Annotated in this window: 14 protein-coding genes and 1 tRNA gene; 6 read left to right on the top strand and 9 right to left on the bottom strand. The window is 46.8% G+C overall.

Annotated elements, in window-relative coordinates; translation table 11 throughout:
- The first annotated feature begins 2 nt into the window (after nucleotides 1–2).
- Entirely contained in the window at nucleotides 3–149 is a 147-nt protein-coding gene (locus tag CA267_RS09790; protein WP_170669046.1) for a hypothetical protein, read from the top strand.
- Nucleotides 142–822: an ankyrin repeat domain-containing protein gene (locus tag CA267_RS09785; RefSeq protein ID WP_075607657.1), complete on the top strand. Its 681-nt coding sequence runs from the start codon at nucleotides 142–144 to the stop codon at nucleotides 820–822. The genes CA267_RS09790 and CA267_RS09785 overlap by 8 nt, the downstream gene beginning before the upstream one ends.
- Before the next feature lie 695 nt (nucleotides 823–1517).
- On the opposite strand, the gene CA267_RS09780 is transcribed toward CA267_RS09785, so the two are convergent.
- Both CA267_RS09780 and CA267_RS09775 read right to left on the bottom strand, forming a co-directional pair.
- Complete coding sequence (locus CA267_RS09780) at nucleotides 1518–2507, bottom strand: site-specific integrase (RefSeq protein ID WP_075607658.1); 990 nt, start codon at nucleotides 2505–2507, stop codon at nucleotides 1518–1520.
- 222 nt (nucleotides 2508–2729) lie between these two features.
- Nucleotides 2730–2806, bottom strand: a tRNA-Arg gene (locus tag CA267_RS09775).
- 545 nt (nucleotides 2807–3351) lie between these two features.
- On the opposite strand from CA267_RS09775, the gene CA267_RS09770 reads away from it, so the two are divergent.
- Nucleotides 3352–3759 carry a c-type cytochrome gene (locus tag CA267_RS09770; RefSeq protein ID WP_075607659.1) on the top strand — a complete coding sequence of 136 codons (408 nt, stop codon included), beginning with the start codon at nucleotides 3352–3354 and terminating at the stop codon, nucleotides 3757–3759.
- Between the two features lie 106 nt (nucleotides 3760–3865).
- Nucleotides 3866–6466 (top strand): sensor domain-containing diguanylate cyclase, encoded by a 2601-nt coding sequence (locus tag CA267_RS09765; protein ID WP_075607660.1) that lies wholly within the window; start codon nucleotides 3866–3868, stop codon nucleotides 6464–6466.
- Between the two features lie 13 nt (nucleotides 6467–6479).
- Here CA267_RS09765 and rep read toward each other — a convergent pair whose 3' ends face one another.
- Nucleotides 6480–8495, bottom strand: coding sequence for a DNA helicase Rep (gene rep, locus CA267_RS09760; protein WP_075607661.1), 2016 nt, complete (start codon nucleotides 8493–8495; stop codon nucleotides 6480–6482).
- Nucleotides 8496–8607: 112 nt separating this feature from the next.
- Between rep and ubiK the strand changes: the two genes are divergently transcribed.
- The gene (gene ubiK, locus CA267_RS09755; RefSeq protein ID WP_075607662.1) at nucleotides 8608–8877 is read left to right on the top strand and encodes a ubiquinone biosynthesis accessory factor UbiK; all 270 of its coding nucleotides are present in this window, start codon (nucleotides 8608–8610) and stop codon (nucleotides 8875–8877) included.
- Between the two features lie 6 nt (nucleotides 8878–8883).
- Here the strand turns inward: ubiK and ubiA are convergent, their stop codons facing one another.
- Nucleotides 8884–9762, bottom strand: a complete 879-nt coding sequence (ubiA, locus tag CA267_RS09750) for a 4-hydroxybenzoate octaprenyltransferase (RefSeq protein ID WP_075607663.1) — start codon at nucleotides 9760–9762, stop codon at nucleotides 8884–8886.
- A complete protein-coding gene (locus tag CA267_RS09745; protein WP_075607664.1) occupies nucleotides 9752–10315 on the bottom strand; it encodes a chorismate--pyruvate lyase family protein in 564 nt (187 codons plus the stop codon). The genes ubiA and CA267_RS09745 overlap by 11 nt, the downstream gene beginning before the upstream one ends.
- A 173-nt stretch (nucleotides 10316–10488) precedes the next feature.
- Between CA267_RS09745 and CA267_RS09740 the strand changes: the two genes are divergently transcribed.
- Nucleotides 10489–10905, top strand: a complete 417-nt coding sequence (locus tag CA267_RS09740) for a flagellar basal body-associated protein FliL (protein ID WP_075607665.1) — start codon at nucleotides 10489–10491, stop codon at nucleotides 10903–10905.
- Between the two features lie 23 nt (nucleotides 10906–10928).
- Here the strand turns inward: CA267_RS09740 and glpG are convergent, their stop codons facing one another.
- Genes glpG through kbl form a run of 4 tightly spaced genes read right to left on the bottom strand, consistent with a single transcriptional unit; the run spans nucleotide 10929 to nucleotide 14330 of the window.
- On the bottom strand, nucleotides 10929–11795 hold the full coding sequence (gene glpG, locus CA267_RS09735; RefSeq protein ID WP_075607666.1) for a rhomboid family intramembrane serine protease GlpG: 867 nt from the start codon (nucleotides 11793–11795) through the stop codon (nucleotides 10929–10931).
- Nucleotides 11792–12109 carry a thiosulfate sulfurtransferase GlpE gene (gene glpE / locus CA267_RS09730; RefSeq protein WP_075607667.1) on the bottom strand — a complete coding sequence of 106 codons (318 nt, stop codon included), beginning with the start codon at nucleotides 12107–12109 and terminating at the stop codon, nucleotides 11792–11794. The genes glpG and glpE overlap by 4 nt, the downstream gene beginning before the upstream one ends.
- Nucleotides 12109–13137, bottom strand: coding sequence for an L-threonine 3-dehydrogenase (gene tdh, locus CA267_RS09725; RefSeq protein ID WP_075607668.1), 1029 nt, complete (start codon nucleotides 13135–13137; stop codon nucleotides 12109–12111). The genes glpE and tdh overlap by 1 nt, the downstream gene beginning before the upstream one ends.
- The gene (kbl, locus tag CA267_RS09720) at nucleotides 13134–14330 is read right to left on the bottom strand and encodes a glycine C-acetyltransferase (protein ID WP_075607669.1); all 1197 of its coding nucleotides are present in this window, start codon (nucleotides 14328–14330) and stop codon (nucleotides 13134–13136) included. Before kbl ends, tdh begins: the two co-directional genes overlap by 4 nt.
- Nucleotides 14331–14596 lie beyond the last annotated feature (266 nt).

Below are 14596 nucleotides of genomic sequence, written 5' to 3'. Positions count from 1 at the left end.
TTATGGGAAGCTTTGATTCACTTACTACCGGCACCTGTCAGAACATGTTGTGCTCGGATGACATGTACGAGATTTCTGTTGAAGTTCATACGCCCCATGAAAAATGCAGCTGCGGAAGTGAGTTGGTTCCAGATGATGCAGATGACTAAAGTAGAGGAGGCTCTGGCAAGGGCAATATTGTCCTCAAACAGCGAAGGAACCGATGCCGCCAAGGAAATTCTGAAGTCAGGTATAAGTCCCAAACTTCGACTTGGCGGAGTACCCATGGTTACTTTGGCTGCACATGTTGGGTCAATTAACGCGCTGGTGCTACTTTCAGACTATGGCGCCGATCTAAACGCACGGCCAGACCCAAACAGTGAATTCTTTCTGCACTACGAAGGTATGTTAGACCCTCTGAAATTCGCTTTTGAAGAAGATGAAACTGTGATTGGTCTCTGTGCACTGAATGGTATGTCTTGCGAAGAACTTACATTGCTTCTGGGTAGAGGCATCAACCCAAATATTCTAAGCAATGATGGGGTTCCACCCATTTATTGGCCCATGGCCTATGGCTCAGAAGAATCACTGAAAGCCTTTTGTCGATACAATGCTGACATCAACATGCGAGACAACGAAGGATTGACATCAGTGTTGCTTTTGGTGGAAAACGGCCTTTGGATGCCTTATGGGTTTCGCCGGCACAATTTCGACTATTTGAACCACCTCAGAACCTTTGGAGCTGATTTAACGCTCACTGATAATTTAGGTCGTAACATTTATGAAATCGCAACCCCATATCCCGATTTAGCGGAGTGGATTCTAGCCCATACTGAGGAGTAGTACAGAAAAGAAATCACATCAAAAAAGTACTTACTTCGTTATAATGATCTAAAGTGCCACCCCTGCACTTCAGAAGGCTGCAACTCATGTTGAACAAAATGGGTTTCCCTCCAGCCAGCATCCTATTCGATTGCGTGTATTTAGCCGTACCATAATCAGTGTTGATCATAGGTTAGCAAATTCTATCTTGAGACCCAAGCGACCTGTATAACAGAAATAATAAAGTACTGACTGTTAACTTCAAGACGACTGGTACTGCGATTAAAATCATGGCAGTCGCACCTTCAGATGCTGAGCAGCTATTATTGTAAATCAGTTTGATAAGTAAGGTTGGCACATTCAACGTAATCCGTCTGAAGAGACAGGGGCCTGAATCGCCATTACAAATTGCAATACGTGAACGGCAGCGAGAGGTTGGCGGAGACCATCAGGTTACTAACCTCTCAACTGCCGTTACTGCTCGCTCATCACAGCAATTGGTACCTCATAATGTCAATGGCTGCTTCACGTACACAAGAGACTGTCAGATTTGATATAACTCTACCTGTGAAAGTGTCAGGTTAAGTGGCGACTAATCCACTTAAGGGGATACAAATAATTTTCGAGATAACATAGGCTTTAGTGGGTTAAAGCCTATGTTATCCTAAAAGCAATGGCGTTATCTTCTCACAAATAACGCCAGCTTAAAGCTTAAGCTAACCGGCCAGCTTTTTAGCCAGATTGGCTGGACACAGGTGCGTATACCGCTTAAGGGAAGCGAGATCCTTGTGACCAGTGATTGCAGAAACTTCCATCATGGCAAATCCCTTTTCAAAAAAGCGACTGGTAGCTTCATGACGAAGATCGTGAAAACGTAGATCTTTAATTTTTGCCCTTTCAGTCACTCGCCTGAACGCCTGACCAACTGAGTCTCCCCTTATTTGGAAAATCTTACCAGAGAGGTGACGGGGCTGCGACTTAATGACTTCCATTGCGCGTGGAGATAAAGGAACTGTTCTACTTTCGTTATTTTTGGTGTCCGCCAGAAAAACTGTCGAAGCTGTGAGGTCGACACATTCCCATTCTATTCCGATTATTTCACCACGGCGCATGCCTGTCTCGATAGCGAATTGAATAAGGTCGGAAATAGCTCCACCATATTCTTTTGCTGAATGAAGGAGAATTTGTTCCTCCCCTGGCTTTAACCTTCTGTCTCTGGCTTTGCCTTTGGCAGGCAAACTTACATTGTCTACCGGATTTCCTTTTGGCAGGTACATCTCCCACTCTGTCATGGCATGATTGATAAACCCTTTCAACATGTTAAGTTCCTTTCGTACGGTGTCGTTTTTGACTTTGCTTTTTTCCAGCCTGTATGCCTTATACTCTCTGATGGAACTGACAGTCAGATCGATAAGTTTGTATGAGTTAAAAACTTTTCCAAGCCTTTTAGTCATGTATCCGAGACTTTTCGCAGATTTCTTCTCGGAGAGCTTTTCTTCCCAGTATTTATTAAGTCCATCAGCCACCGGAAGCGCTTCTGCTTCTGAAGTACTCATAAAAATGGACGAATCCATTTTTGCTTCAATATCACGAGCCCATTTAATTGCATCTGCTTTTTTAGCAAAAGTTTTGCTTTGTGTGGGAAAACCTTTTCTCCGGCACTTCGCCTGCCACTTCCCGTTATCACGTTTTGTTATCGTTGCCATACATCCTCCTTGCGATAAGTAGAGCCAACGAGAACCATTCTGTGTGGATTGCTGAAAATGGTCAGAGGAAAAAAAGCCTCATTTTTTGCCCTTGACAAACATAAAAAAAATAAAGTTATTTTCGACGGCGGTTTTTTCATAAGAAACCTCGGAAATGAAAATGCAAAAAAGCACTCATAAGACTGAGTGTCCCAATTTTGTCCCAAGGATGATTGGAGAGGATGGCCCACCCGAGAGGATTCGAACCTCTGACCTATGCCTCCGGAGGGCATCGCTCTATCCAGCTGAGCTACGGGTGGCCTGTATTTAAAGGCTTGTAAAGTTACTGACTACTAACACGACTTGTCATTCCAGACATGTAATTAGCTTAACAACAACAAATTTTTCAGCACCCTTTTTGTTCTGACCTCTCCTTCCGGAGGGCAACGCTCTATCCAGCTGAGCTACGGGTGCGTAAATTGTGAACGTGTTTCTGACCCTTCCCTGGTGGGTCATTCCAGTCGCAACGTCCTGTTGCTTACGTTGCGTGCCTCTCGGCGTGACGTTAAGTCACCCCTCGCCGCTTGCGCGGCCGGTACTCACCCAGCTGAGCTACGGGTGCGTAGAGAATGGCGCTAATGCGGTTACTGTTGTTACGTGAGTAGCGCTTTAGCGGGGCGTAATAATACTTAGGGTAGCACTTACCTTCAACACATTTATCAGAAAATATGTGATCCTGGTGGGGGTGTGGGTATTACACCTACTATTTACGGGTATTTATACGTAAAAAGTTGTCGCGGTTTTATTAACCGTTATAATCTGGCAGCTTAACGATATTTTGAGACATTTTTGCCTGGAGACTGATGTGAAATTGAAAACATGGTTTGGTGTAATCGCTGTTGCCTTGACGGTTTTCGCAGTGCAAGCACAAGAAATGACAGATGACGCCATTAAAGAGCGTATAAAACCAGTAGGTTCTGTGCATGTTGCTGGTGCTAACGCAGACGCACAAGCGGCTGAAGGCGGTGGTGGTACCCGTTCCGGTGAGGACGTATTCGGTTCGGCCTGTGTTGCATGTCATGGTTCGGGTGTTCTTGGTGCGCCTAAGGTACATGTTGCCGCAGATTGGCAGCCTCGGGTTGATAAGGGCTTCGATACTCTAATGAATCATGCTCTTAACGGCTTTAATGCCATGCCGCCTCGCGGAACCTGCGGTAACTGTAGCGATGATGAAATTAAAGCCGCTATTGAGTATATGATAGAAGGAATTTAACTTTTTAATCTCTGGTTTGATTGCTGCAAAAAGTAGCGTTTTTTCGGCAAATCGGTTAGCTTAGGCTAATAATAACTAAACACCTGTTTACAATCTGGCTATAGTAATGTCATCAGACTCTACGCAGTATGAGTTGTCGGAGGAAGAGTTACGCGAACTTATTCCTCAGTTACAACAGCTCACAGATAAATACAAACGTGCCGAGCGAGTGCAAAAGGCGCTGTTTGATATTTCTGAGCTAGCCAGTTCTGTAAGTAATTTAAGTCGGCTGTATTCTGCTATACATGAAATTATCGGTGACTTTATGATTGCCGATAATTTCTTTGTCGCGTTTTATGAACGTGACGTCAATCTTGTGAATTTCGCCTATTTCGTCGATGAATTCGATGAGCAAGCCATCAATCAGGTTCCCGCTGAGCAACTTATGGACGGGATCACCGGTTATATTCTACGCACCGGCCATCATGTATTTTTACCCAAAGAGAAAACCGCTACCTTTGAACAGGAAACCGGCGTACGCGTGGTAGGCTCTATCCCTCATCATTTTTTAGGTGTGCCGCTTAAACGAGGTTCGCAGGTTATTGGCGCTATGGTTGTTCAAACCTATGATGAAGACGTCGATTATTCTAATGAAGATTTAGAAGTTTTATTGTTCGTTTCTCAGCATATTGTGACCACGGTAGACCGGGTGAAAAGCCGTGAGTTAACCGAGCGCACCATTCGTGACCGTACTCGTCAGTTACGAAAAATTAATGATGATTTACAGGAAGAGATTCTAGAGCGCCAGAAAGTTGAATCGCTACAACAGGCGCTGTTCGAAATTTCAGAGTTGGCTGCGAATCTGGAAGGCGATATGAGTGCTTTCTACAGTAGCCTGCATGAGATTCTAGCGCGGCTGATAAGCGCCCCGAACTGCTTTATTGCCACTTTGGATGACTCTCGTGAATATCTTGAATTCCCTTATTTTAGTGATGCCGTACATGCTAATGAAGAGCGGCGTCCTTTAGGTTTAGGATTAACCGAATTTGTTCTGCGCACCGGCCAGGCGGAGCTGATTAACCCGTCTCGCGTGTTGGAACTGGCTGAAGCTGGTGAAATAGATGTTACCGTTGCCCAGGGGATGCTGAATAGCGCCAACTCCTGGCTGGGATCGCCGCTGGTGGTAGATGGCGAAATATCCGGTGTTATTGGGGTACAAACTTACGGTAAGCTGGCCAAATATACTGCTCGGGATTTAGAGCTATTGCGGTTTGTATCTCACCACATTGCCGTTGCCATGGAGCGCAAGCGTAGCACCGAAGCCATTCAACAATATAATTTACAGCTTGAAGAGCGAGTGCAGGAGCGCACGCAGGAACTCGACAAAGCCAATCAGGTGCTTAAGCAACAAATTGAAGAGCGTAAAGAAATAGAGCTGAAACTCATTCACGACGCCCATCACGACACCTTAACCGATTTGCCCAACCGCGCCATGTTCACTAACCGGCTGGAACTGGCCATCGCCAGTAAACAGCGGTATCCAGAAAACCTTTTTGCAGTATTGTTCATCGACCTGGACCGTTTTAAGGTAATTAACGATACCCTGGGCCACCATGCTGGCGATGAATTTCTTATTGAAGTTGCTCGCCGTATTTCCCTTTGCATACGCGGGCACGATTTGATCGCCAGGCTGGGAGGCGATGAGTTTGTTGTGCTGCTGGATCACTTCGAAGATGTTGCGGATGTAGAAGATGTGGCTTCACGAATTATTGATGCGGTATCTGATCCGTTTTTGCTGGAAGAAAAAGAAATGTATTCCGGCGCAAGTATCGGCATTGCGCACTTAGAAACCTATTATCGCAGCGCCGACGAAGTATTGCGAGATGCCGATGCTGCCATGTATCAGGCGAAAACGCTGGGGCGCGGCCGCTTTGTCATGTTTGACAAAAGTATGCGTGAGCGCCTGCTGGAAGAGCTTGAGCTGGAAAATGAGTTTCGTAGAGCGCTGCGCGAAGAAGAATTTGAATGTTATATGCAGCCGGTGCTTAATCTTAAAACCGAGCAAGCGCTTTATCATGAAATGTATGTACGCTGGGAACACCCTGATTTTGGCAAAGTTGGGCGTAAGCAGTTTCGGCAGGTTGCCGAACAAAGCGGCTTAACCCTGGATTTAGATCTGTTTCAGCTAACCAGAGCCTGCCATTTGCTATCAACCTGGCGCACAGTGCCAGAACGACCCAGCAAAATAGCGGTAAATATTTCCATAAACCACCTGCTACAGTCGTCATTGGTAAATAAGATGCTTACCATTATTGATGACAGCGGCGTGTCGCCGGATGAACTGGTATTTGAATTTGACGAAAACGATTTAAATCGGCGCTCGCAATATATTCTTCCGGCCATTAAGAAGTTAAAACGCGCTGGCATTACTTTGGTATTGGATAACTTCGGCAGCGGATTAGCGTCGCTGAGTTATTTGTTTGCTTATCCGTTCGACTTTATCAAGGTTGATCACAGGTTCGTGAAATCTTTGCCGCGCTCCCAGCGAAATCTAAAGTTAATTCAGTCGGTGATGCTGATTTCAGAACATCTGAAGTTTAAAGTCATTGCCGAAGGCGTAGACGCCAAGGCACAACTTGCAGCGTTAACGGAAATCGACTGCACCTATGGTCAAGGTAAAGTGTTAAGCGAATCCCGCCCGCTTTCTGTTAAGAAGCTCGCTGGTTAATCAAATCCCAAAATCAACTTTTGCCCAGCATTTCACGAAGATTGGCAATACTTGCCTGACCTTTTTTCTGTCGCTCTTCGGGAGATTCTTTTTTCTTCTGCGATTCCCATTCAATATCATCTGACGGAAGTTCATATAGAAACCGGCTGGGTTCGGGCTGAAGAATTTCCCCGTACTGGCGCCGTTCTTTAGCCAAACTGAAGATAAGTTCTCGCTGTGCTCGCGTAATTCCCACATAAGCCAGCCGCCGCTCTTCTTCCACATTATCTTCATCTACGCTGCTTTGATGCGGCAATAATCCTTCTTCCATGCCTACCAAAAACACGATGGGAAACTCCAGTCCTTTGGAAGCGTGCAGCGTCATAAGCTGAACCTGATCAGCATCTTCATCTTCCTGACCGCGTTCCATCATGTCGCGAAGAATAAGGCGATTGACGACTTCCTGTAGCGTCATCGGCGGGTCCAACTCGTTACCTTCCAGCATATCGGTAACCCAGCCAAATAACGTGCTGACATTGGCCATGCCCATTTCTGCCGCTTTTGGGCTGGCGCTGTGTTCGTATAACCACTCCTCATAGCCCATTGATTTAATCATGGTGCGAAGTGCTATTTTGGTGTCGCCGCGCACAGCGTTATCGGCAAGTTCCACTATCCAGCGGCCAAAACCCGCCACCTTTTGGTAAGCACTTTCTGGCAGTACACTGCCCAAACCAGGATGCGTGGCGGCAGCAAAAAGGGAGACGTTGAGGCTATTTGAAAAGTTGCCTAGTTTTTCAAGCGTCGCGCGGCCAATGCCTCTGTTGGGCGTATTTACCACACGCAAGAACGCATTGTCATCGTCCTGATTAACCAACAGGCGAAGGTAAGCCATAATGTCTTTTACTTCGCTGCGGCCAAAGAACGACATACCGCCGCTAATTTTGTAAGGAATTCGGTTACTCATCAGCAATTTTTCAAATAACCGGCTCTGATGATTGCCACGGTATAAAATTGCGTAATCTTTAAAGTTGGTGCGGTTCATAAATTTATGCGCAAGTAATTCCGCCACAACCCGCTCGGCTTCATGTTCTTCGTTCTTCGCCACAATTACCCGCAACGGCTCGCCATAGGACAGTTCGGAGTACAAGGTTTTATCAAATAAGTGGGGATTATTCTGTATGAGAATATTCGCGCAGTGCAGAATACGCCCGGAAGACCGGTAGTTTTGCTGAAGCTTAACCACTTTTAAGCGCGGGAAATCCTGTTGCAGCAAATGCAGGTTTTGTGGTCTGGCTCCGCGCCAGGAATATATCGATTGATCGTCATCCCCTACCACAGTAAAACGTGCGCGCTCCCCTACCAGTAATTTTACCAGTTCATATTGAGAAGTATTGGTATCCTGATATTCATCCACCAGCAGATAACGAAGCTTGTTCTGCCATTTATCACGCACCGCCTGGCTGTTTTTTAATAATAATGTTGGCAACAGGATGAGATCGTCAAAATCCAGCGCGTTGTAGGCACGCAGATGATTTTGATACTGCTGATACACCTCTGCAAATTCTTTTTCACCACCGCTGAAGACTTGCTTTAATAATGTGTCGGGCAGCAGTAAATCGTTCTTCCAGTTTGATATACAGCTTTGTAGCAAAGACAGCTGATCTTTATCGCCATCTAAGGTTTCAGAGGTTAAATCGTTAAGCAGTGCCATTGAGTCTTTATCATCAAACAACGAAAACCCGGGCTTTAGGCCAAGGTCTTTTACGTGAGATTTAATAATATTCAGACCAAGCGTGTGGAATGTGGAAACTTTTAGTCCACGAGCCTCTTTTTTACCTAAGGTTTGCGCCACCCGCTCTTTCATTTCTCTGGCGGCTTTATTGGTAAAGGTCACTGCAGCAATTTGTCGTGCGGGCATGCCACATTCACGAACCAGATACGCAATTTTATTTGTAATAACCCGCGTTTTGCCGCTACCTGCACCAGCCAGTACCAGACATGGTCCGGAAACAAAGGTGACTGCCGATTGTTGTGCATCATTTAATTTCATGAATTTGGGTACCGGGTTAGCAGAAGGTTACAAACGAATTGCGGTTTTCGTTGCATGTCGAGGCTATCTCTTTAGAATGAGAAAATACCGTAGCGCATTATAAGGGAAAACCATGCTTGATCCGAAGAAACTCGAAGAATTAGCGAAACAAATTGCAGCCTCCGTTCCTCCTGGCGTGCGTTCGATGGCAGAAGGTGCGGAAGGCAGAATTAAGCAGGTGCTGCAGGTTCAGCTTGCTAAACTTGATTTAGTCACCCGCGAAGAATTTGACGTGCAAAGCCAGGTACTAATTCGCACTCGCGAAAAGCTTGATGCCATGGAAGCGCGCCTGGCTGAGCTTGAAGAGCAAGCAAAAGCCACCAAAACCACACCGCCGTTGTAGGGCGAACTACGCAGCAGACATCACGGTGTCTGCGAGAAGTCCTATGGTAAATGTCAGACCTACGTAGTGGTTGTCTAAAAAGGCTTTAAAACAGGCTTGGCGCTCGCGATGGCGTACGCGGTACTGCTGCTGAACGAATAATCCGGCACAGACAACAAGCGCAATATACACCGGCCAGTCTGAATGAATGATAATGGCAATTGCGCCTAATAACGCTAACGTCAGCAACTGTAATATGCCAACAATAAGTCTGTCCATGCGCCCAAACAAAATGGCGCTGGATTTGATGCCGATTACTACGTCGTCGTCTCTGTCTACCATTGCGTAAAAAGTATCGTAGGCTACCGTCCAGGTGACGTTGGCGATAAATAATAGCCATCCCCAATAAGGCACATAGCCTAGTGTGGCAGCAAATGCCATGGGAATCGCCCAGCCAAATGCCGCGCCTAATACAGCTTGAGGCATATAAGTATAACGCTTCATAAAAGGATAGCAGGCGGCTAACAGCAACGCGCCTGCCGATAGAAAAATGGTTTGCCAGTTAAGCAGTAAAACCAGCAAAAAGGAGAGACCAACAAGTAAGGCAAAAAGTTGTAAGGCTTCTTTTTCGCTCACTTGGCCGGATACCAGCGGGCGGCTCTCGGTTCGCTTAACCGCACCGTCAACTCGTCGATCTGCATAATCGTTAATTACACAGCCAGCTGAACGCATTAGTACTACACCCGCCACAAATATCAGCGTAATGCCTATATCTGGCACACCACCAGCAGCAATTATCAGCGCCCACACCGTCGGCCATAATAACAGGTAAATCCCGATAGGCTTATCCAGCCTCATCAGCTGGATATACCCTTGCATATTGGAGAACGATAACCTATTTTCCATGACGAAAGCCTGCCTGATATGCTGGGGCATCAGCTAAAAACAATTCTGCGACCATCATTGATATTCCCTCTAACCGGAAGCAAGAGCGCCTTCCCCATAGCGGCTGCGAGCTAGCAAATAAAGGCAGGCGAGGTAGCGTGTCGGCAGCAAAGTGACAAACCTCGAATTCGCTGCGGGTAAATCGTGCATCATTAAATAGTCGGCTACCGAGCGGCGAGGATCCCAGATTGGCTAATTCGCCACTTATAAGGGAATTGGGAATGACAGAGCGGGCAAACACCCACGGTTTGTCATCGCCACACAACACAACTTCTCTGACTTGCCAACCGCGTTCATCAGCAACCTCTAAACGCTTAGATTCGCTTTTATGTAATGCCACTGTGCCCTGGCCTAATTTAACTAACGAAAAGCGTCTGCACATGGACTGCAGCCGTTCTGTTAAGGAGCCGGTATCGAGCAACCAGTTTCTTAAATAAGGATCATGAATTTCAGCTTCTGATGCTGGCGTCCAGTTGACATCTAAACCAACCGGAAACTCATACGGTAATTCCAACGGTGAATGCGCCCCAATTATTTTAGGGATTATCTTAACATTGCTGACATCATCTCGCCCACCTTCAAAGCTGACAAATTCAGTTGAAGCGTTAAGAAGTAGTGTTTAATAGGAAGTCTTTGCTACACTGTGCAACGTCACCTTTTACCGGCTAACTTCATTTACAGGCAATCATGAAAACGCGTTTTCTTCGACTGGCTTCGGCTTGTGCACTTGTTATCACTTTAGTGTCCTCTTCTCCTGCGTTCGCTCAGGCGAAGGATAATTACGCTTACATTGGCGTTGAACCGGAAATTGTGACCAACTATATTGGCGCTTCAGCCCGCAAGCTTGGCTATATACGTGTGACCATTGAGCTGATGATTAACAATGTCGATCAGTTAGAAATTGCAGAACACCACATGCCACTGCTTCGTGCTACTGCCATTGAAATTTTAGGTGCACAGACTGGAGATAAAGTAAAATCTTTAACCGGAAGAGAAGAAATTCGCAGAGCTATTCTTACAGCTCTGCAAACCTTAATGAAAGAAGAAACCGGTTCGGAAGTAGTAAAAGACGTTATTTTTACTAAATACCTTTACCAAAGTTAACTCAGCTAAACTATCAGCATCAGCTAGGTTGATTGCGCGCGTCCACGCCGGTCTGATCCCACAGAAAGAATACCTGCTAGCGCGCAGCCGCTGATCAAACCTACTGTATGGGCGGTGTTCGCCATATTTACCCACAACAGATCGGCATAACCGATGACCAGCCACACCAGCATAAAGCCGATGATTGATTTGGGGAGCGCCAGCCCCCAGCCAGGTTTTAACCAGCCAATCCACCAGATAAACCCAAGCAGCGCATAAACCACACCGGATAATCCACCAAACGCTGGCCCGGAGACTACGACTTGCGCCACATTTGAAACAATGGCGGAAATCAGTAACACCAGCAGTAACATAGATAGCCCTAGCTTTTGCTCTATCTGGCTGCCCAACATGCTCCACCAAAGCATATTAAAAATAAAATGCAGTGCACTAAAGTGAATGAAAGCAGGCCCTAATAAGCGCCACCATTCGTGGGAATTCATTAGCACCGGAAGCGGCTGCATCATTAATACCCGCGCCAAGGGTTCAAATAACCCGAGTAGCGATAACGCAAAGATAGCGGTGCAGGTGAATAACACTAATGCCGTCAGAGGCGCTAATTTACCCCAGCGCATAAGACCTGCGAAGCTATAACCACTCCCGCGGGTTAAAATAACTGATTCGCCATTTTGCCATGCGGCTTGCTGATATTTTGGGTGATTTGGCTGGCGAATAAAATCGTCGCAAACAACACGAGCCGCGTCTATATCGCTCTGCTCCTGTAGCAACACCACGTACTCGCCGCTGCTTACCGGCGACTGAACCTGGGCGGGCATTCCCCGGCTGGTTAAATAATTCGCCAATAGATGTGCGTAAGATTCATTACGTATTGAAATCAGTGGAGTTGTCACGTGTTTTCAGTCACCACAGGTTGCGCCAGTTTCCAGGCTTCAAAGCCACCATCCATGCTATAAACCTCCTCAAACCCCTGCTGAGAAATCAAACTTGCTGCCTGCTGACTGCTGATGCCGTGGTAGCACACTACCACCACCGGCATATCTTTAGGCGTTTGCTCAAGAAAGGCCGCAAAATTATCATTCGACAGATGCAGTGCATCAGGCATATGGCCGTTGGCAAAAGATTGCCTATCCCGAATATCTACAATTTTCATGGAAGCTTGCTTGGCTGCAACATCAGGTACAGCAATATGTTGAAAATCTGTCATTATTCCTGCCAGTTAAGGATAACTTTGCCTGACTCGCCGGAACCCATAGTATCGAAACCTTTTTGAAAGTCATCGACAGCAAAACGATGGGTAATAATTGGCGACAGGTCCAAACCACTTTGTAGCAGACTCGCCATTTTGTACCAGGTTTCAAACATTTCCCGGCCGTAAATACCTTTAATGGTCAGCCCTTTGAAAATAACCTTGTTCCAATCAATGGCAACATCTGATGGTGGAATGCCCAGCATAGCAATCTTTCCACCATTATTCATCTTATCGAGCATATCGCGGAATGCAACGGGAACACCGGACATTTCCAGCCCCACATCAAAACCTTCGGTCATCCCCAGTTCTTTCATTACGCTTTCAAGCTTAGTGTCATTCACATTGACAGCCCGGGTGGCGCCCATTTTCTCTGCAAGCGCCAGACGATAGGGGTTGATATCGGTAATGACTACGTGACGGGCACCTACATGGCGGGCAACGGCAGCGGCCATGATACCAATGGGCCCGGCTCCGGTGATCAGTACATCTTCGCCCACCAGATCAAAAGAAAGGGCAGTATGAACAGCGTTACCAAATGGGTCGAAAATTGAGGCTAAATCGTCGCTGATGTTATCGGGAATTTTAAAGGCGTTAAACGCCGGAATCACCAGATATTCAGCAAATGCGCCCTGGCGATTTACACCCACGCCTGAAGTATTACGACAAAGATGGCGCCGGCCAGCACGACAATTGCGGCAATGTCCGCAGGTAATATGGCCTTCGCCAGACACACGATCGCCAACGGCAAAACCGCGCACTTCTTCGCCCATACCCACCACTTCACCGACGTATTCGTGCCCTACCACCATGGGAACAGGAATGGTGTTCTGCGACCATTCGTCCCAGTTGTAGATATGCATATCCGTACCGCAGATAGCTGTTTTGCGAATTTTAATCAGCAAGTCGTTGTGACCGACTTCAGGCAGCGGGCTGTCATGCATCCAAATGCCCGGCTTGTTATGTAATTTTGCTAACGACTTCATTCAATAATTCCTAATTCACGCCCCACTTCAATAAACGCATCTACGGCTTTATCAACGTGTTCAAGAGTATGTCCTGCTGACATTTGTGTGCGGATACGAGCTTGTCCTTTGGGCACAACAGGGTAAGAGAAACCGACAACATAAATACCTTTTTCCAGCATTTTGTCAGCCATTTTGCTGGCAAGACGAGCGTCGCCCAGCATAACCGGAATGATGGCATGGTCTTTCCCGGCCAATGTGAAGCCTGCTTCTTCCATACGCTGACGGAAATGGGCAGAGTTTTTCCATAGCTGTTCCCGCAACGCGTGCCCCTCTGCCATCATGTCGAACACTTTTAATGATGCAGAAACAATAGGTGGCGCAACAGAATTGGAAAACAAATATGGGCGTGAACGCTGACGTAACCACTCTACAATTTCTTTTTTACCCGCCGTGTAGCCGCCAGACGCACCACCTAACGCCTTGCCTAAGGTACCGGTTAAAATATCTACCCGCCCCATCACATCGCAATATTCATGACTTCCGCGGCCATTTTCGCCCAAAAAGCCAGTGGCGTGGCAGTCATCCACCATCACCAATGCATCATGTTTATCGGCTAAATCGCAGATGCCCTTAAGATTGGCGATAACGCCATCCATGGAAAATACGCCGTCAGTGGCGATAACCTTAAACCGTGCGCCATCGGCGGTTGCCTGTTTAAGCTGGTCTTCCAGCGATTCCATGTCGTTGTTGGCGTAGCGATAGCGCTTGGCTTTGGATAAGCGCACGCCGTCAATGATGCTGGCATGATTAAGCGCATCGGAGATAATTGCATCTTCAGGCCCAAGCAGCGTTTCAAACAAGCCGCCATTGGCATCAAAACATGATGGATACAAAATGGTATCTTCCGTTCCCAGAAACTCACTGATTTTGTTTTCCAGCTCTTTATGGATGTCCTGGGTTCCACAGATAAACCGTACTGAAGCCATACCGAATCCGTGGCTATCGAGCCCGTTTTTGGCAGCTTCAACGAGATCCGGATGATTAGCCAGGCCAAGATAATTATTCGCGCAGAAGTTGATCACGTGCTCACCGTTCCCCACGGCTATATCAGCCTGCTGTTGGGTGGTGATCACACGCTCGCTTTTGTACAAACCTTCTTCTTTAACGCCTGCTATTTGCTGCTGCAAATGTGCAATAAATGTCTCAGACATGGCTTTCTCCGTAATTTCAAAACGTGCATTTTAAATGATTGGGGTGGCTTGGGTACACCATTTCCTCGCTCTAATGTCTGCAAGCGAATAACAGGGTGTAAATAAACACAAACAGTTGCAAGGAACTGTAGACCTTTGGTGGCCGCGTTTTGTTCAAAGCAACCTATTCTGGTCGCCGCGTACGTAACCGCTACATATCGTAGTTGGGCTAGGTGAGCAGCCCTTAAAGCCTCTGAGCGGTAAAACACCAGTAACCGGCCACACCA

It is taken from the genome of Alteromonas pelagimontana (assembly GCF_002499975.2).
Taxonomy (GTDB): Bacteria; Pseudomonadota; Gammaproteobacteria; order Enterobacterales; family Alteromonadaceae; genus Alteromonas; species Alteromonas pelagimontana.
This window is presented reverse-complemented; position numbering and strand designations above follow the sequence as displayed.

Bases quoted from the DNA above. Each gene is read 5' to 3' on its own strand.
- CA267_RS09790 (WP_170669046.1), top strand. From the start codon at position 3: ATGGGAAGCTTTGATTCACTTACTACCGGCACCTGTCAGAACATGTTG.
- CA267_RS09785 (WP_075607657.1), top strand. From the start codon at position 142: ATGACTAAAGTAGAGGAGGCTCTGGCAAGGGCAATATTGTCCTCAAAC.
- CA267_RS09780 (WP_075607658.1), bottom strand. From the start codon at position 2,507: ATGGCAACGATAACAAAACGTGATAACGGGAAGTGGCAGGCGAAGTGC.
- CA267_RS09765 (WP_075607660.1), top strand. From the start codon at position 3,866: ATGTCATCAGACTCTACGCAGTATGAGTTGTCGGAGGAAGAGTTACGC.
- rep (WP_075607661.1), bottom strand. From the start codon at position 8,495: ATGAAATTAAATGATGCACAACAATCGGCAGTCACCTTTGTTTCCGGA.
- ubiK (WP_075607662.1), top strand. From the start codon at position 8,608: ATGCTTGATCCGAAGAAACTCGAAGAATTAGCGAAACAAATTGCAGCC.
- ubiA (WP_075607663.1), bottom strand. From the start codon at position 9,762: ATGGAAAATAGGTTATCGTTCTCCAATATGCAAGGGTATATCCAGCTG.
- CA267_RS09740 (WP_075607665.1), top strand. From the start codon at position 10,489: ATGAAAACGCGTTTTCTTCGACTGGCTTCGGCTTGTGCACTTGTTATC.
- glpE (WP_075607667.1), bottom strand. From the start codon at position 12,109: ATGACAGATTTTCAACATATTGCTGTACCTGATGTTGCAGCCAAGCAA.
- tdh (WP_075607668.1), bottom strand. From the start codon at position 13,137: ATGAAGTCGTTAGCAAAATTACATAACAAGCCGGGCATTTGGATGCAT.
- kbl (WP_075607669.1), bottom strand. From the start codon at position 14,330: ATGTCTGAGACATTTATTGCACATTTGCAGCAGCAAATAGCAGGCGTT.